At 41.6% G+C, this 17,410-nt stretch carries 16 protein-coding genes, 4 tRNA genes and 1 pseudogene; 2 read left to right on the top strand and 19 right to left on the bottom strand.

The annotated features are described in order from the left end of the window. The 19 genes and pseudogenes from FTU37_RS11825 to FTU37_RS11915 all read right to left on the bottom strand — a co-directional run. The coding region (locus FTU37_RS11825; protein WP_257225333.1) for a GTP-binding protein at nucleotides 1–205 on the bottom strand (205 nt) is incomplete at its 3' end. Nucleotides 206–360: 155 nt separating this feature from the next. Beyond that, nucleotides 361–435: transfer RNA gene (locus FTU37_RS11830), tRNA-Thr, on the bottom strand. Nucleotides 436–458: 23 nt separating this feature from the next. Beyond that, nucleotides 459–534, bottom strand: a tRNA-Gly gene (locus tag FTU37_RS11835). Between the two features lie 38 nt (nucleotides 535–572). Next, nucleotides 573–656 (bottom strand) — tRNA-Tyr (locus FTU37_RS11840). Nucleotides 657–710: 54 nt separating this feature from the next. Next, nucleotides 711–786 (bottom strand) — tRNA-Thr (locus FTU37_RS11845). Between the two features lie 98 nt (nucleotides 787–884). After that, on the bottom strand, nucleotides 885–2,378 hold the full coding sequence (gene trpE, locus FTU37_RS11850; RefSeq protein WP_168379029.1) for an anthranilate synthase component I: 1,494 nt from the start codon (nucleotides 2,376–2,378) through the stop codon (nucleotides 885–887). 117 nt (nucleotides 2,379–2,495) lie between these two features. Next, the gene (locus FTU37_RS11855) at nucleotides 2,496–3,164 is read right to left on the bottom strand and encodes a phosphoglycolate phosphatase (protein WP_078190454.1); all 669 of its coding nucleotides are present in this window, start codon (nucleotides 3,162–3,164) and stop codon (nucleotides 2,496–2,498) included. Nucleotides 3,165–3,241: 77 nt separating this feature from the next. Then, on the bottom strand, nucleotides 3,242–3,991 hold the full coding sequence (locus FTU37_RS11860; RefSeq protein ID WP_168379024.1) for an FHA domain-containing protein: 750 nt from the start codon (nucleotides 3,989–3,991) through the stop codon (nucleotides 3,242–3,244). A gap of 77 nt (nucleotides 3,992–4,068) precedes the next feature. Beyond that, entirely contained in the window at nucleotides 4,069–6,300 is a 2,232-nt protein-coding gene (gspD, locus tag FTU37_RS11865; RefSeq protein WP_168379023.1) for a type II secretion system secretin GspD, read from the bottom strand. 42 nt (nucleotides 6,301–6,342) lie between these two features. Next, nucleotides 6,343–7,209, bottom strand: coding sequence for a type II secretion system protein N (locus FTU37_RS11870; protein WP_168379022.1), 867 nt, complete (start codon nucleotides 7,207–7,209; stop codon nucleotides 6,343–6,345). Continuing rightward, a complete protein-coding gene (gspN, locus tag FTU37_RS11875; RefSeq protein ID WP_168379021.1) occupies nucleotides 7,209–7,952 on the bottom strand; it encodes a type II secretion system protein N in 744 nt (247 codons plus the stop codon). Before gspN ends, FTU37_RS11870 begins: the two co-directional genes overlap by 1 nt. Nucleotides 7,953–8,119: 167 nt before the next feature. Next, a complete protein-coding gene (locus tag FTU37_RS11880; protein WP_078190459.1) occupies nucleotides 8,120–8,446 on the bottom strand; it encodes an H-NS family nucleoid-associated regulatory protein in 327 nt (108 codons plus the stop codon). 142 nt (nucleotides 8,447–8,588) lie between these two features. Continuing rightward, on the bottom strand, nucleotides 8,589–9,020 hold the full coding sequence (locus FTU37_RS11885) for a thioesterase family protein (protein ID WP_168379020.1): 432 nt from the start codon (nucleotides 9,018–9,020) through the stop codon (nucleotides 8,589–8,591). 9 nt (nucleotides 9,021–9,029) lie between these two features. Continuing rightward, nucleotides 9,030–10,223 carry a heme biosynthesis protein HemY gene (locus FTU37_RS11890; protein WP_168379019.1) on the bottom strand — a complete coding sequence of 398 codons (1,194 nt, stop codon included), beginning with the start codon at nucleotides 10,221–10,223 and terminating at the stop codon, nucleotides 9,030–9,032. A gap of 6 nt (nucleotides 10,224–10,229) precedes the next feature. Then, the gene (locus tag FTU37_RS11895) at nucleotides 10,230–11,072 is read right to left on the bottom strand and encodes a hypothetical protein (RefSeq protein ID WP_168379018.1); all 843 of its coding nucleotides are present in this window, start codon (nucleotides 11,070–11,072) and stop codon (nucleotides 10,230–10,232) included. After that, nucleotides 11,069–11,848, bottom strand: coding sequence for a uroporphyrinogen-III synthase (locus FTU37_RS11900; protein ID WP_168379017.1), 780 nt, complete (start codon nucleotides 11,846–11,848; stop codon nucleotides 11,069–11,071). Before FTU37_RS11900 ends, FTU37_RS11895 begins: the two co-directional genes overlap by 4 nt. Before the next feature lie 3 nt (nucleotides 11,849–11,851). Next, complete coding sequence (gene hemC / locus FTU37_RS11905) at nucleotides 11,852–12,769, bottom strand: hydroxymethylbilane synthase (RefSeq protein WP_168379016.1); 918 nt, start codon at nucleotides 12,767–12,769, stop codon at nucleotides 11,852–11,854. 95 nt (nucleotides 12,770–12,864) lie between these two features. After that, a complete protein-coding gene (locus tag FTU37_RS11910; RefSeq protein WP_168379015.1) occupies nucleotides 12,865–13,605 on the bottom strand; it encodes a LytTR family DNA-binding domain-containing protein in 741 nt (246 codons plus the stop codon). A 53-nt stretch (nucleotides 13,606–13,658) separates the two neighbouring features. Continuing rightward, a pseudogene (locus tag FTU37_RS11915) lies at nucleotides 13,659–14,812 on the bottom strand (sensor histidine kinase). Here FTU37_RS11915 and argH point away from each other — a divergent pair. After that, entirely contained in the window at nucleotides 14,803–16,233 is a 1,431-nt protein-coding gene (gene argH, locus FTU37_RS11920) for an argininosuccinate lyase (protein WP_171319324.1), read from the top strand. The pseudogene FTU37_RS11915 and the gene argH overlap by 10 nt on opposite strands. A gap of 27 nt (nucleotides 16,234–16,260) precedes the next feature. After that, nucleotides 16,261–16,533: an oxidative damage protection protein gene (locus FTU37_RS11925; RefSeq protein ID WP_078193129.1), complete on the top strand. Its 273-nt coding sequence runs from the start codon at nucleotides 16,261–16,263 to the stop codon at nucleotides 16,531–16,533. The last annotated feature ends 877 nt before the right edge of the window (nucleotides 16,534–17,410 follow it).

A 17,410-nucleotide genomic window follows, 5' to 3' on the forward strand; every position in this document is an offset into this window, starting at 1 on the left:
CTACGTGTGAAGTATTAATTGTAATACCACGTGCTTTTTCTTCTGGTGCAGAGTCGATTGCAGCGTAATCTTTCGCTTCACCACCGAATTTTTTTGCACATACAGTTGCAATTGCAGCTGTTAAAGTCGTTTTACCATGGTCAACGTGACCGATTGTGCCCACGTTAACGTGCGGCTTATTACGTTCAAACTTAGCCTTAGCCATGCTTTTCTTCCTCGTTTACGTCGAACACAATTCTGAGTAAAACCCAGCTCCGACATATCGCCTAAAAAAAATAAACACCCAATACTTGAAAAGCAGACTAAAAAGCCTGCTTCTGGAATCTTGCGCAACATTTAAAGTTACTAAACTGTAAAATCTGGAGCTCTTATCGAGATTTGAACTCGAGACCTCTCCCTTACCAAGGGAGTGCTCTACCACTGAGCTATAAGAGCAAATATAAGCACTTCAATAGATATGGAGCGGGAGACGAGGGTCGAACTCGCGACATGTAGCTTGGAAGGCTACCGCTCTACCAACTGAGCTACTCCCGCACGATGTTGGTACAAACCACTTATTGAAGTCTTAAAATTGGTGGTGAGGGAAGGATTCGAACCTTCGAAACTTTCGTAGCGGAGTTACAGTCCGCCCCCTTTGACCGCTCGGGAACCTCACCATTTTACACTTACTTCAGTGTTGCTCTTTCTACTCACTCTCAAACTTTCTAAGATGGTGCCGGCACACGGATTCGAACTGTGGACCTACTGATTACAAGTCAGTTGCTCTACCAACTGAGCTATGCCGGCGTTTCTTAGTGTTTCGTACGTTTCGTATCGGAACGGTGTGCAGTTTAGCAAATCTTGAAATCCTTGCAAGTGTTTTTTCTAAAAAAAACGTGAAAAACTCATAAAATCAATCCATTTGATGATAATTCAACCGCTTTGATCACTGCGCGAGCTTTTATTTGGGTTTCATTCCACTCTGATTCAGGATTTGAGTCATAAACCACCCCTGCTCCAGCCTGAACATAGACCTTATTTTCTCGAATTACACAGGTACGAATCGCAATCGACATGTCCATTTCGCCATGCCAGCCTAAATAACCAACAGCACCACCAAAAATTCCACGTTTTACTGGTTCAACTTCGTCAATAATTTCCATAGCACGGATTTTTGGTGCGCCTGAAAGCGTACCCGCAGGGAATGTTGCCTTAAAAACATCCAAAGCATCGACATCATCACGTACTTCACCTTGTACATTTGACACAATGTGCATGACATGCGAATAACGTTCGATCACCATTTGATCAGTCACGTGAACTTTACCGATTTTAGAAACACGTCCAACATCATTTCGACCCAAATCGATCAACATCAAATGCTCTGCAATTTCTTTTTCATCAGATAGCAAATCTTTTTCAAGTGCTAAATCTTCTTCTTTGGTTTTACCCCGTGGTCGCGTGCCCGCCAAAGGACGAACTGTTGCTACACCATTTTCTAGGCGGGACAAAATTTCAGGTGATGAACCGACGATATGAAAGGGAATGTCATTCTCAAGTGTTTGCCCTTGCACCAAGAACAAATATGGAGATGGATTGAGGTGACGTAGTGCACGATAGACCTGCAAAGGCTCACCATCAAAATCGGATACCATACGATGGCCCGGCACAACCTGCATCACATCACCGGCTTTAATGTACTCTTTTACTTTTGCAATAGAGTCAATAAAGTTGTCATGTCCAGTGATGGATTCAAACTGTGGTGCAGTATGCTTATTTGCTTTGAGTGCAATTGGGGTTGCCAAAAGTTCTTCTAGCTCATCCAATTGTTGCTGCGCTTGGGTATAGGCCTCAGCATCATTTACATCGGCATGTACAATTAAGAATAAAGTATCTTTGAGGTTATCAAAGACAATGACGGTTTTAGATAGCATCATCCAAATATCTGGAATCCCGACTGGGTCAGCTTCTGGCACATTATTGAGCTTCGGTTCGATATAACGCACAGCGTCATAACCAAAGTATCCAACCAATCCACCGGTAAAGCTCGGTAACGCAGGCAAATCTTGCTGTGTAGGGACTTTATATTGTGCTTGGAAGTCACGGATGTATTGAAATGGGTCTGCACATTGTTGTTTTTCAATCGAACCATCAACATGTTGAACGGTCAACTGCCCTTCATTACACGAAAATACGGTGGACTCACCCAAACCAATAATGGAGTAACGTGCCCAGTTTTCGCCACCCTCTACAGATTCAAATAAATAGGCTTGTTTATGTTGTTTTAATCGCGCAAAGACAGACAGCGGAGTTTCTGTATCTGCCAAGCGCTGACGATAGACTGGAATCAAGTTATATCCAGCAGATTTCAGTTGTTCAAATTGAGTTTGTGTAGTCATCTCGGTTTCTCTATATTTCGCGTGGTCAATTTCAGTTAATTTCTTCTCATGCTGATTGAGTGACGCCATCGAAAACCTACACACTTGCTCATTTTCACTTCCTTAACCCTAATTATTTCAACCCAATAATTCTTTTAAGTTATCGACCACATGCTGCGGCTGACAATCTCGAATATTTTCACCATGATTATAGCCATAGCTGACCACAATACAATCAATACCAGCACGACGTGCTGCCTCTACATCATTGACAGAATCACCCACCATCAAAATTTGCTGTTTTGGTAAGGCATAATGTTCCGCACAATACTCTAGCTGCTTGGGATGTGGTTTCCGCTCTTCAAAACGATCTCCGCCTATCACATCATCAAAGTAATCATGCATACCCAGTGCTTGCACAATACTGCGTGCCGGTTGCTCTGGTTTATTAGTCACACAAATCAGAATTTTCTGCTCTGCTTTTGCCCAATCCAAGAACGCTAGAATGCCATCAAAGGGCTGCGTCAAGACACAAGGATCGGCATTGTAAATCTTTAGAAAAGTTTCCAGTAAAAGATGGTGCTGTGCGGCATCCACCTTTCCGGTCAAGTATTCAAGTACGCTATGACAAAATAATGAAGTCCCTTTCCCAATCCAGTTTCGCACCTGCTCTTCTGTGACCAAAGGTAATTGCAACGCATTTAGACTCATATTCATCGCACGATGTAAGTCAGATGCTGAATCGACTAGCGTTCCATCCAGATCAAATAAAATCATTTGGCGTTCTGCTAAACGAACTTCAAACATAATGTCCCTCTATTTTTTTGTAAATTTTCCCCATAAAAAAGGCATGCCCATGCATGCCTTTTGAGGAATGTCTCGGTTTATTTAAACAACACCCATGCAATAATTGCAAGAATGATTAAAACAATGACTGAGATTAAGCCCACAGAGGCATTTTTTTGTGCTTCACGTTCTTGCTCTACACATGTCGCTGGAATTTCTACATCACATGCCTCATTTTTCGGAGCAGCAGTAATGTCAATTCCCTCAGGAATTGGCGCAGGTTTAGGCACACCCACATTGGTCGGCATACCATCACGAGTCAATTGAACTGAACCATCACGCTCTTTCAACTCTGGCATACCTTGATCATTCATTTGTTGTGCTGCAGTTTTAACGATAGGCTCTTGTGTCACAGTCTCAGACGCATTTACTACAGGCTCTTGTGCCGCAGTTTCAGAAACTGCAACAGCTTCAGACGGCTGCTGAACAGGAGTAATTTCTTCTGCTTGCAACGCTTCAACGCTTTGTTCAATATCCGCAGGGATCTCTACAGCTTTAGCCGGAGCCAATAAACTAAACTTCACACTGGCAAACTGTACAATATCACCTTCTTTTAAAAGTGATTCACCAGTCAAGCGGACATCATTAATAAACGTCCCATTGGATGAATTGAGATCTTGCAACCAGAGTGCTTGATCTTTCAGTACAAAGGCAGCATGTTTACGCGATACATCAGATTCTTGCAAAACAATATCTGCTTGTTGATGACGACCCACCAACATATCTCGCTCAATACTAATTTCTTGTCCTGTTAAATCACCAGAAATTGCTTGAATTTTCCAAGTCATGAAGTTAATTCTCTATTGCTCGTTTTTTTCATCATAGCATGCAGTGGTTTCAAAGCTAAACCACTCTGCTGTCTCACCTAAGGCGTGCCCGCCACTTTGCCATTCGGTACGGTAATGGTTTGGCGCTTCACTGCAGGTTCAATGGCGACTGGCGTGGAGACCACTGCCGCTGGCTGTGTCGTTTGTGGTGCTGTCGGTACCGTCTTATACACAGGGGCTGGCGCTGTCCCTTTTGAAACAGGTATGCGCTGTTGATACACATCGTCCACATTTTCAGGTAATTTCGCAAAATTACCGTCATTATCCAGTGCCAGTTGCAGACTATAGAGCTGCCTGTAACGCTGCTGAGACATTTTCTTCACATCAGCAGAATTTCCAACAATGGTCGGATGAATAAAGATCAGCAAATTGCGTTTACTGTTGGATTTTCCTTCCGAGCTAAAGAGTTTACCCAGTACAGGAATAGCCCCTAGCCCCGGAACCGATTGACGCCCATGCAATGTATTGTCAGAGATCAAACCACCCAACACAATCGTTTGACCATGCTCTGCCAAGATCGAGGTTTTGATCGCACGTTTAGTCGTAACCAAGTCCGACGCTTGACCTTTATTGTCTTTTACATCAGAAACTTCTTGCTCCACTTCTAAACGCACAGAGCCGCCGTCGCCAATATGCGGCACAACTTTCAAGGTCACACCGACATCTTTACGCTCAATCGATGTATATGGATTGGCTGTGCCACCATTGGTGGTGACCGAACCTGTCACAAATGGAACGTTTTCACCCACCACAATATAGGCTTCTTCGTTGTCCATCGTCACAATCGACGGTGTAGATAATAAATTGGATTTGGTTTTTTCTTTTAAGGCCTGAATCATCGCACCATAGAGTTTGCGTGAACCATCACTGCCTTCACGATAGTCACCAAGGACCAAAGAAGTACCGGCACTCACCGCGCTACCTGCACCCGCAGCGCCGCCAGTTAAATATCCTGCGGCAATATTTTTTAAACTCGAACCAAAGTTATCAAAGTTAATTAAGCCGATACCACTACTGATATCTCCCAATGCCCATTGCACACCGAGCTGATCGGTATCCGTGCCTTCAACTTCAATAATCGCCGCTTCGATCAGCACTTGCTGACGACGAATATCGAGCTGTTGAATCGCAGACTCAATTTCACGCATGAGCTGCGGATCTGCTTTCACAATCAGTGCATTTTGTGTGGCATCGGCAATAATACTCACGCCATTGGCATTAAAACTTGAGATACCGTTTTGCGTATTATTGGAAGAGTTATTACTGTTGAGGTTAATACCTGAACTGGTGTTATTTTGTGAACTGAATGACTGTGCATTTGAACTATTACTATCATTCATTAAACCGTTCATCGTGCTGCTATTTGAGCTATTCGATGAATTCGTACTCGAAACGGCCTGCCCCGTGACCAAGCCTTGTAAGATTTCCGACAAGTTTTTTGCACTTGCATACTTCAAACGGAAGACTTTCAATCCACCCAATCGATCTGCCGCAGGCACATCTAAGGTCTCAATAATCTTACGAATACGCTTACGTGTCGCTGTATCACCTTTAATGATAATACGATTGGTTCGATTGTCCGCAATAATACGAATTCGTGACCCTTTCGGATCTTTTGATGCGCCGGTCGAACTCATCGACTCTAGCAGTCCAATCATTTCTTCGGCCTGACTCGATTGCAGCGTCACGGCTTCGATATCATTTTGACCCGTTCCATCTAAATTACGAATAATCGTTTCGAGCTGGTAAATATTACTTGCACGGTCTGAGACGATCAGCGCATTGGTCCCTGCCACTGCCGACAAATGTGCAAATTGTGGCATCAGTGGACGTAGGGCTGGAATTAAGTCGTTGGCATTGGTGTTATCAAGCCAAATCACTCGGGTGACAATTTGGTCTCCAGACGCACGGTGGCGCGCATCATAAGCAATGCCCGAGCTTTTTACATTACTGTCTGGAACCAGTTTAATGGTGTTGCCCGATGGAATCGCTACCACACCATTGACATTCAATACACCGAGAAACAGGTCATAGACTTCATTTTTATTTAAAGGCTTATTGGAAATAACCGTTACATTTCCTCGCACCCGTGGATCAACTGCAAAATTTTTCCCCGTGATATCTGCGACTTCATTAATGAATGCCGTAAGATCTGCATCACGTAAATTGATTTTCCATGTTTGTGCATAACTTGCTGTGCTGACCATAGCAACCAAGGGCACCATGGCATAGGCAGCTAAAGTTGAACGGTTATTATTAAATAAAGCCATATACGCCTGTGTTTCCTAACCCTATAAAGTGATGAAACATCACTAAAAATCCTGTTGTATGGTCATCACTTGATCACCACGTTTGACTTCAAGTTTCACCTGCCCTTCACGGCGGGCTTGTTCTAATAATTGCGCCTCAGATTGTCCTGCACCGACTGCCTGCCCATTTAAAGACATGATGCGGTCACCCGGTTGCAAACCCAATTTATTTCTCAAGGCAGCAGGTGTTCGATTTGAAATCTCAAACCCACCATTACCTGATGGATTCACCCCCATTTCCTGCAGATATTGCTCACGATTTTCTGTCATGCGTTGTACGGCCTGACCAATCGCGGACTGCGTCGTGCCTTGCCCTGAATTTGCAGGATTAGCTGCATTTTGCATGCTGTTATTTTGCAAAGATCCGCCTGATGTTGCATTGGCTGTAGGGACAATCGGTTGATCTAATCCGTTTTCAATACCTTGGAACGCTAATTCACGCCGTGCACCATTACCCTGCGTTAAAATCACCTTATCCCAATAAACTTCAGCCAGTTGATATGATGAACCTTGAATGGTTTCTCCAACCAAGTAGCGATCTGAACTATCATTGACCTTAATCACTGCCGACGAGTAGCGACTTGGCTGTCCAACCACCACACCTTGTAACACCATATTTAACTGCGCGTCAGCTGCTGAACTGCGGTTTTCCTGAAACAAGGCAAAAGAGCTAATATTAGGAACTTGCGTTTGCTGTGAACCCAATTCAACTCGGTCTAACTGCATGGCTTGTGGCGGTGCAATCAATAACCAAAATAAAGCGGCTAACTTCCAGCACAGGTACAAAATTATTAAAACCAAGACCACAGGTGCAAGTCGATCTGTTTGCTTCCAATTGATCTCGCGGATTTTTTCGAAATAGTCAGCCATCAGTTCACCCCACTCAATAGGGGTTGACGCGAACTAATCACATACGTATCTAATCCTGCCTTACCTTCATAGGAAGCAACATTCATCAAAAAGCGCTGGGTTAATTGCACATCCAACATGAGGTCTGGCTCAAGTGACATATTCATCATTTTTTGTTCACGTTGATCTCGAACATCAATCGACAATTTGCCATTATCGTCTTTTAATTGAGCCAACATGGCAGGCACATTCATTGACTCTTGACGCTGTGCAAAGCTAAATGATAAATCCCCACCTGCCCACTGTATCTCGCCTGATGAACGACTAAATCCCTGTTGTGGCTTATATTTAAACTGCACATCTTTTAATTGAATGGCATTCATTGGCCATTGCCAATCGGCAAAACTTTTTAAGGTTTCAGGAGCAATTTGACCCTCTAAGTTTTTAATACTAATACTTTTACCAAAACCATACCCCATCACACCTTGTAGTTTGGTATTGCCACTATGAATTTCAACATTTGCACCCAAGCGTAATAAAATCAAATCCCACGGGCGTGTGTTCCAGTTTAACGAGCCTTTCAAATTTCCTCGTGTCCAATCTGCTTGCCCATGCCAAATATTGCCACTGACGTTATGTAGCATTTGGTTATTTTTATAAAACTTTGTAATGAGCCACGCTGCTGGCACTTGCAGCATAACGAAAATTAAAAAACTGATCGCAGCAAAAATGAGCCACCGAATATTATTAGTTTTATTGATCATCCCACCACAACCGATCCATCAATTTTTTTCCATCATTTAAACATTTTTCTTTATAGACACATTATGCATACTTTTTCTGCATAGCCAATTCAAAGAGATAAAAAAACCAGGCATTTGCCTGGTTTAATTATCCTGAACTCAGGATATGACGATTTCATGAATTATTCTTAAATTAAGAAATCTTCTAGTTTCGCGCCTTTTTCCAACTCAGCCACTAACCAACGTGGTTGCTTACCACGACCAGTCCAAGTGTCATCTGCATTGGTTTTGCTACGGTAACGTGGCTCAACCGCTTTACGAGTTGATTTTTTACGTTTGCTTGAACCAAATTCAAGGATTTGTTCAACGCTTAAATCTAAATTTTCTGCAATTTCAACAATACGGTTGTACGCATCTTCAATCGCTTGATCTTTTTTAGATGCAATCAATGCTTCAGCTTCTACTTGAAGCTTCTTTAACTCTTCAACTGATAAATTACTAATATCAGGCATAATCTTTAACTCCGAAATTTCATTTTAATAATGCTTATGAAAACTCGCTCATAATATTATAATAAAATTTTTATTCAATAAATAATTTTCATTTTACTACAATATTTTAACACGACTCCTTAAAATATATAAAGTTAAATTGTATTTAAATATTATTTCCCACTGAAATCTCTAAAGCTTTTATTTTTGTCTTTATACTTTCTGGAATTGAAGTTTTTTGTAGGGTAGTTTTATCCACGCACACAATAACTGCATCGCCTGTTGCAACGATTTTTTGTTGCTTTTCACTCCATAATATATAACTCATACGAAATGCACTATTCCTTAATTCTTCAACGCGCGTTGCCACTTTTAAAATATCAGGATAAATCACGGGGCTTAAATATTTACACTGGCTTGAAGCCACAACCGTAACCACAGACTGATCAAATATATCCAACTGGTCTAAATAACCAATCCGCGCACTTTCCATATAACGATAATAATGCACGTTATTTACATGCCCAAAAGCATCCATATCCCCCCAAGCTACGTGTTGAGTATGAATCAATGAATATTGAGCTAAATTTTCTTGCATATAATGTCCTTATATTCTAATTTCCATAAAATTAGCATTATTTTCAAATATTAAATTTAATTGTTTGGTCAAATCTTCCTGCTGATCTAAAGCTGACTTGATACGTAAATAACTCATTAATACATCATCTGGATATAATTCTAATAATGCATCCGCCTCAGCTTGGCGTGCTGTCGCTTGGTAAATATTCCATTTTGCAAAACTAAAAACAGGCAGCGCAGGATACTTTTCTTCCCAACGTTGAATCTGCTGTTCTACAGCCACATAGTCAGGGTTTTGCTTCAGCATTTTTTGCTGGAACCACAAAAAGAACACTTCTTTGTTAAATTGCTGTTCCAGCAAATGAATAGCCAATTGCTCATGTTCCTGACTCATCTCTGGCATACGAGACAAGACTTTTAACCACAACACTTTGACCACATATTTGCGCTCTGTGATTTGATCTTGCAAATCCAAATAACGCTGCTTTAAGTGCTGTAAGTCATCGACATCTGCTTGATCAAATGCTGATAATAATTGCTCCAACCAAGCTTGTTTTGTCAGCTCATCTAAATGTCCATAACGTGTCGAACGCAAATACAACCAAGGGAACTGCAACGCAAACATACCCCATAGCGTAGTTAAGCGCTGCTCATAGGCAGTGCTGACTTTTTGCAACCATGGCGATAATTCATGTTGATTCAAAAATTCGAGATGCGTTAAAGCCTTTTCACCCTCTTGTTGGGATAAATAAATTTCAATCCGTTGCAATTCTGCGAGTTCAAAAGCCATTGGATTGGTCTGAGTTAATGCATTTAATGCTGTTTCATATTGTTGCTGAATCCAATATAAACGCGCATCGATCACCCCTTTTAATAATCCAGACTCAGTAAAAGCTTGCTGAATAAAGTTTTTTTGATCTTGCGCAGCATTTAAAAGCCAAATGACAGCCAATTGCTCATAGGGATGTAGTTTATTAAAACTAAAGACCGTTTCAGATTTACGTTGTTCTCGACTTAAATAACGTTTAACCGCATACCAAAACATTTGCACGATCAAACTCAGTAGTGCCAGCAATAATGCTAAAAACCAAATATTGGATTGAACTTGCCATTCACGCCAGTATAAATACACATAGCCTGCACCATGCCCAAAACTCAGCAAACTAATAATGGCAACAACCAATAAGCTAATAAATAAATAGGCCAATAAAATATGTTTCATAGTCGATTATCCTATGAGTGCCCGAGTATTTAACAGCGGTACAGAAATAACCGGAATATCCTTTAATTGTTCTAAACGTTGGCGTATTGGTTTTAATGAAGCATCTGGCAATTGCTGCATAATTTGCATAATTTCAGTGATTTCTTGTTGAAATTGAGGATATTGTCCTTGATTTAAAACCTGCTGAGCCAAAATTAAACGTAACTGCATTTCTTTTAATACCAAGCTACGCTGCATTAATAAGGGACTCGGTTGTTCGACTGATTCGACTTGAATCCATTTTTGCCAAAAAGAAAGACCTTTTTGCTGCTCTTTTGAACTATAGGGCTTTAATATTTCTTTTTCTAACAATTGATCGATCGATTGCAGAGTATTTTTCACTTTATCAGACTGCAACTGACGCTCTGTCACATATTGCTTTAAGGTTTCACGGTCTTTTTGAATTACCTGATGCAAACTCATGCGCAGTGCAGGTGCCAAGCTCAACTGATCTAATTGTTGATCTAATTGGTTTAATTTTTCCAAGGCGACAGCAAATTGTTGTTGCTGCATGGCAAATTCAACCAAATCAAGTTGCTGGCCCACAACCAACATCGGCTCAATACTATGGGTCGCCTCAGCAGCAATCGAAGCATTCGATGTCGTTGCAGCCGACATCTCGGTCGTTGTGCCGCTCAACTGACGTTTCAAAGCCACGACCTGATCATTCAAACCTGCATTGCGCTGTTGCAATAAAGTTTGCTGTTGCATCAGTTCGGTTTGTTGAGCATTGACTTGAAATAGGTCAAAACTGAGTTTAGCCAACCAAAGTACGGCGACAATGACCACAACGACAAACAACTTCTTCATGTATTTCCCTGCACGACTTGCACATGCTGCAATATGTGTGTCGCGTTTAAATCTTCGAGTTGAATAATTTTAAAATCTTTGTTCAGTGTTATACGACTTTGCTCAAGTAGCTCGAACAACCTTACACCTAAAACTAAAAAATGTGCATGGCGCAGTACTGATAAATGCGACTGAATCAGGTCAAGCCAATTGAGCCAACTGGCCTCACTGGTGATCAACATACAATATGGAGATGACAACTGATGTTCAGAAATGAGTGTTTTTACTTTTTGAGTGGTCTCTTCCGGTAGATGGCGTTCGTATAGCACAAAATTAAGAATCTGAATGCCACGTGCTAGCAACTGCTGCATCATAAATTGACGACCACCTTCACCGCGCCAAAATGCAACGCAAGCCCCGGCCTCCAATTGTTCTAAATGGCTTAAAGTGAGCATTCCCTCCGAAGTTTCCACCTGCGGTACGACACTGCGAATACCATAATCAGCTAACTTTGCTGCGGTTGCGTCACCGACTGCAACCCATTGCATATGTTCGAGCTGATCAAGTGAAATGCCTGCCTTACGCAAACCTTGCATACCAAAGGTGACCGCAGAGGGGCTCACTACAACCAATACATCCGCAGCACTCAACTGGGCGTAGCACGCTGCCAATGCTTCTGACCATGCCCGCGGCTTGAGCTCAAGTAATGGAAGCTCAGCCACAGCAACACCCGCAGAGCGCAGCGTCAAGCTAAGCTGCGCTGCACGATCTGTCGGACGTGTATTGATAAAAAGCATGTATTAATACAGTGCCTTTAAAATGTCACCTGCACCTTGGGCTAACAAGTCTTGGGCCAATTTGACACCCAACTGTTCAGCCTGTTCGGGAAGGCCTACTTGCTGTGCTTTCAACAAGATTTGACCGTCAACACTACCGACACGACCTTCCAAATGAATCTGACCATTTTCTGAGGTTGCATAACCTGCAATCGGTACTTGGCAGCCACCTTCTAGATATGCATTAAAAGCACGTTCTGCGCGTACACAGGCATTGGTCTCTGCATGCATTAAGGGCAAAATTAAATCCAATACAGTTTGATCTTGGCTACGACATTCTAGGCCCAATGCACCTTGTCCAACTGCAGGTAAACTCACAACAGGCTCAAGAGTATGACGAATACGCTCTGCTAAACCCAGACGCTTTAGCCCTGCACTCGCCAAAATAATCGCATCATAGTTACCCGCATCGAGTTTAGATAAACGCGTACCCACATTGCCACGCAGATCAATAATTTCAAGGTCTGGACGTTGTTTTAAAATTTGGCATTTGCGGCGCAAGCTCGATGTCCCCACCTTCGCACCCTGTGGTAACTCATCAAAACTGTTATAGGTATTTGAAACGAAAGCATCTAATGGGTCTTCACGCTCACAAATCACGGCCAAGCTTAAACCTTCAGGCAAAGCCATTGGCACATCTTTCATCGAATGAACTGCCAAGTCTGCACGACCATCCAACAATGCCGCTTCTAATTCTTTTACAAATAATCCTTTCCCCCCAATTTTGGCTAAAGGGGTATCTAGAATCTTGTCACCTTGGGTCACAAAGGTCACCAACTCAACTTTTAAATTTGCATGAAGTGCTTCTAAACGTGCACGAATATGTTCCGCCTGCCACAGTGCAAGCGGGCTTTGTCGAGTTGCGATCTTAAGGATATTCATAAATTTTAAAATACAGTCTATAGGGCTATTATTCTAAACTTAACTTGCTCAGTTGAAAATGCAAGCTTAATTCGCAATGTGCTTTGACCCTTGCCCTATAATTTTTGTATTCGCTCACGTAAATTCGGTAAATGTCGACGGCTGACCGCCAAACGCTCTTCTAAATCTCGACAACGCACCTGATACTGCCCCGAGCTTACGACTTCTAAACCCTCTAAAAAGCTCACAGACACCAAGGCATTTCGATGAATACGTATAAAGCGATCACCAAATTCATGCTCTAAATCCTTCAGCGTTTCATCAATGAGTACGCTGCCGTTTTTGTGCCGAACAGTGACATATTTCTGATCCGCAAGAAAATAGTAAATATTTTCCACAGGTACAAGCTCTACACCACGATAGGTCTTTGCCGCGATTTGATGGCGGCTGATTTTAATTTCGTCCATATTTTCTTTTTGTTTTATCGTGCTCAATTGAGCTTGGGTTAATTTAGTTAAATGATCTAAAACCTGCTGCAATTCCTGTTGCATAATCGGTTTTAGTAAATATCCCTCTGCATTCGACTTAAATGCATCAAGTGCATGATGATCATATGCAGTACAAAAAATAATAGCGGGCATGGGGTCTAATTCACGCAACAATTTCGCGCAAGTCAATCCATCCATTTCAGGCATTTGTATATCTAGTAAGATGACATCAGGCTCGAGGCTTTGAGCCAAGTCAATCGCTTGTTGACCATGCGAAGCTTTCGCAACCACCTGATGTCCAAGTTGAGTGACTAAACGTGACAATCGCTCTACTGCTAGAGGCTCATCATCACAGATCAGGATGTCCATTTCTCCTCCTTATCTCGTTAACGTCATTTATTTTTATTGGTCAACTGAGATTTCTATTTATATTGATATTGCACCACAGTCGTATACATTCCCTCGCCTGCGTAGGTTTGAAAAGTGACATGCTGACCATAATATGCCTCAAGTCGCTGTTTCACGTTTTCGATGGCAATACCATTCCCCTGACGTAATTTAATTGTATCCTGTGTATAAGGATTTGTAATAACGATATTAATTTGATTTTGTAATATTTCAATCAATATATTTATCGTACTCTTTGTCAAAATCTTTTCGACTCCATGAAAAATACTATTTTCTAACAAAGGTTGTAAAGTTAATAGTGGAATTTGTACTTGAGCGTACTGTTCAATGTCGGCCAGTTTCCACTCCACATTGAGCCGATCCCCCAATCGCATTTGTTCGATGGCCAAATAACGCTGACACAGATCGATCTCATCTTTGAGACTCACTAGCTTCAATTCTTGAAAACTCGCACGGAACAAACGCGATAAATTCAGCAGCATTTGCTCCGCTTTATCTGGGTCAATCGCAATCAAGCTAATCACATTGTTTAAGCTATTAAATAAAAAATGCGGATGAATCCGAGCTTGCATCGCCTGAATACGTGCGTTTAATTCACTATGATGTTGTCGCCCCCACTGCTCTCTTAAATATAAATATCGAAAACAAAATGCGCCAAGTAAAACCCCATAGCTCAGATTTAAAACTACACCAGCAGCTAAAACGTCTGCACTCAATCCAGTTAAACTGAAATTTTCACCAAAATAGATCAAGACATTTAAAATTAAGGTGGTGAACAACACCAAAGCTTGCAATAAAACAAACCCGCTAAACATGAGCATTTTCATGCTTAAACCACGCGTCTTACTCTGCAAAAGCTCTGAAAATGCAGCAAATGCCAATAAAATCCAGTTAATAAACAACACATGCTGCATAACACTCGAAAAACTTAAGGCATGCCACGATTGAGCTTGGGCCAAGGCCAAGACCAAAGCCACGATATTGCCCGCAAGAAAAAGCTCCCACAGATAGTGCCAACGGCCCATTTTTCCTGAAAATACTGAAATTATCATAGACCTAAACCCTGTCTAAAAGTTTGATCAACTTGCCCTTCGGCAACTGGGTTCGAATTTGCTATACTCTTGCTCAGTTCTATGCTTTTTATCTTATTGAGCCGACATGACCACATCTTCTAATTCCTCAAATCCGTCACAAGCCCAAACTTCAGGCATGTGGGGCGGTCGTTTTTCCGAAGCTACTGACGCTTTTGTTGCTGAATTTACAGCATCTGTACAGTTTGACCAACGCTTTTATAAACAAGATATTGCAGGTTCAATTGCACATGCAACCATGCTTGCAAAAGTTGGCGTTCTAACTGAACAAGAGCGTGACGATATTATTAATGGCTTAAACACCATCAAAGCAGAAATTGAAGCGGGTAACTTCGAATGGCGCATTGACCTAGAAGATGTGCACATGAATATTGAGTCACGCTTGACTCAACGTATCGGTATTACAGGTAAAAAACTACACACCGGTCGTAGCCGTAATGACCAAGTTGCAACCGATATCCGTCTGTATGTTCGCGACGAAATCGATGCGATTTTAGAATTATTGAAAAAATTACAAAAAGGCATCCTAGGCTTAGCGGCGAAAAATACCAATACCATCATGCCGGGCTTCACGCATTTACAAACTGCACAGCCAGTGACTTTTGGCCACCACTTAATGGCGTGGTTTGAAATGTTGGTTCGTGACTCAGAGCGTTTAATTGACTGCCGTAAACGTACCAACCGCATGCCTTTAGGTTCTGCTGCACTTGCTGGAACAACCTACCCGATCGACCGCGCATTCACTGCAGAATTACTAGGTTTTGAAGCCGTTGCAGAAAACTCTTTAGATGCTGTGTCTGACCGTGACTTCGGTATTGAATTCAATGCTGCGGCATCACTCATCATGATGCATTTATCACGTATGTCAGAAGAAATGATTCTTTGGACATCGGCTCAGTTCAAATTTGTAAACATTCCTGACCGTTTCTGCACTGGCTCGTCAATTATGCCGCAAAAGAAAAACCCAGACGTTCCTGAGTTGATCCGTGGTAAAACTGGCCGTGTATATGGTGATTTGATGAGCCTATTGACCCTGATGAAAGGTCAACCATTGGCATACAACAAAGACAACCAGGAAGATAAAGAACCACTATTCGATGCAATTGATACTGTTCGTGGCTCACTCATGGCATTTGCCGACATGATTCCTGCACTAGTACCAAACATTGACATCATGCGTGAAGCAGCACTTCGTGGCTTCTCAACTGCAACTGACCTTGCCGACTACCTCGTTAAAAATGGCGTAGCATTCCGTGATGCACATGAGATTGTGGGTAAAGCAGTTGCTCTCGGTGTTCAAGAAGGCAAAGACCTTTCAGAATTAACCCTTGAGCAACTTCAACAGTTCTCTGACTTGATTCAGGCCGATGTCTTCGAAAAAGCTTTAACACTCGAAGCATCTGTCAATGCACGTAACCACATTGGTGGTACTGCACCTGCTCAAGTTGAAGCAGCAATTGAACGCGCGCATGCACGTTTAGAAAAACTTTACGCATAACTTTTTCAAGTTAAATGGAGTATTGATATGTCTCGACAAGTTTTTTGCCGTAAATATCAGGCTGAAATGGAAGGTTTAGACTTTGCACCATTCCCGGGTGCAAAGGGACAAGAATTGTTTGATACGGTATCTAAACAAGCTTGGCAAGAATGGCTAAAACACCAAACTACGTTGATCAATGAAAAACGTTTAAACGTGTTTGAAGCTGACGCGAAAAAGTTCCTTGAAGAGCAACGTGAAAAATTCTTCAGCAATGATGAATCTTTAGAAAAAGCCGAAGGCCTAAAGCCTGAGGCGTGATAAAGCTGAGCACTGCTCCGCCACGCCGCAAAACAAGCAGCTATGCTGTGCGTAGGCTTTAATTGAAAAGAATCTCCAATCTTGGGGATTCTTTTTTATTGCTCTAAAAATTACGCAACACAAGCGAAGCGCGTAGCTTCAAATGTCATGAAGGAGTCCAAAGGGGCCCCTTTTTTGTGCTTAGGAGTACTGCCACGCCGCAAGACATGCAGCTATGCTGCTCGTAGGCTTGAATTGAAAAGAATCTCCAATCTTGGGGATTCTTTTTTATTGCTCTAAAAATTACGTAAGACAAGCGAAGTGCGTAATTTCAAAATAAAGTCTGAAAGGACTCTTTTTTTGCTTCGGAGCACTGCTATTTTCGCAAAACCAAGATGACGTCTGTGTAAGCTTTCATTCAGAAATGATCTTCATCATTGCTGGAAAATCTTTTATCCATTGATCAATTTTATTTAAACTTAAATAAATGAACTTATTATTTAAATAATGTTAATTGTATTTTTTCCATTACATATATCGATTTTTATCGTTTAAATCCAAACAAAACCTACCAAAGTTATTGGCCAATTTGTATCAAAAATTCTGAATGTAAATTTGTGATACATTTCTCAATAAAACACAACATTACACTACAATAAACTCCATGTATTTCTAAATCTACTTTCCTATAATAACAATCAAGGAAATGGAAACATCTTCCATAATAGCGATAAGTAACCCCGATTTTCCTTCCCAGATTTCCCCCAAAATCTGGGAATTTTTTTATCCAAAATTTGCACTAACGTCTCACATTTAACTTCAAGCTCTAATCAAATGAAGCGCTGTTCAAACTAGTCAAACCCTCAATTTTTTCTAAAAACTCGGCAATAAAAAAGCC

Source organism: Acinetobacter sp. YH12097 (assembly GCF_013419225.1).
Taxonomy (GTDB): domain Bacteria; phylum Pseudomonadota; class Gammaproteobacteria; order Pseudomonadales; family Moraxellaceae; genus Acinetobacter; species Acinetobacter amyesii.

Excerpts from the sequence above, each read along its gene's own strand:
- trpE (WP_168379029.1), bottom strand. The coding sequence starts at position 2,378 with ATGACTACACAAACTCAATTTGAACAACTGAAATCTGCTGGATATAAC.
- FTU37_RS11855 (WP_078190454.1), bottom strand. The coding sequence starts at position 3,164 with ATGTTTGAAGTTCGTTTAGCAGAACGCCAAATGATTTTATTTGATCTG.
- FTU37_RS11860 (WP_168379024.1), bottom strand. The coding sequence starts at position 3,991 with ATGACTTGGAAAATTCAAGCAATTTCTGGTGATTTAACAGGACAAGAA.
- gspD (WP_168379023.1), bottom strand. The coding sequence starts at position 6,300 with ATGGCTTTATTTAATAATAACCGTTCAACTTTAGCTGCCTATGCCATG.
- FTU37_RS11870 (WP_168379022.1), bottom strand. The coding sequence starts at position 7,209 with ATGGCTGACTATTTCGAAAAAATCCGCGAGATCAATTGGAAGCAAACA.
- gspN (WP_168379021.1), bottom strand. The coding sequence starts at position 7,952 with ATGATCAATAAAACTAATAATATTCGGTGGCTCATTTTTGCTGCGATC.
- FTU37_RS11885 (WP_168379020.1), bottom strand. The coding sequence starts at position 9,020 with ATGCAAGAAAATTTAGCTCAATATTCATTGATTCATACTCAACACGTA.
- FTU37_RS11890 (WP_168379019.1), bottom strand. The coding sequence starts at position 10,223 with ATGAAACATATTTTATTGGCCTATTTATTTATTAGCTTATTGGTTGTT.
- FTU37_RS11895 (WP_168379018.1), bottom strand. The coding sequence starts at position 11,072 with ATGAAGAAGTTGTTTGTCGTTGTGGTCATTGTCGCCGTACTTTGGTTG.
- FTU37_RS11900 (WP_168379017.1), bottom strand. The coding sequence starts at position 11,848 with ATGCTTTTTATCAATACACGTCCGACAGATCGTGCAGCGCAGCTTAGC.
- hemC (WP_168379016.1), bottom strand. The coding sequence starts at position 12,769 with ATGAATATCCTTAAGATCGCAACTCGACAAAGCCCGCTTGCACTGTGG.
- FTU37_RS11910 (WP_168379015.1), bottom strand. The coding sequence starts at position 13,605 with ATGGACATCCTGATCTGTGATGATGAGCCTCTAGCAGTAGAGCGATTG.
- argH (WP_171319324.1), top strand. The coding sequence starts at position 14,803 with ATGACCACATCTTCTAATTCCTCAAATCCGTCACAAGCCCAAACTTCA.
- FTU37_RS11925 (WP_078193129.1), top strand. The coding sequence starts at position 16,261 with ATGTCTCGACAAGTTTTTTGCCGTAAATATCAGGCTGAAATGGAAGGT.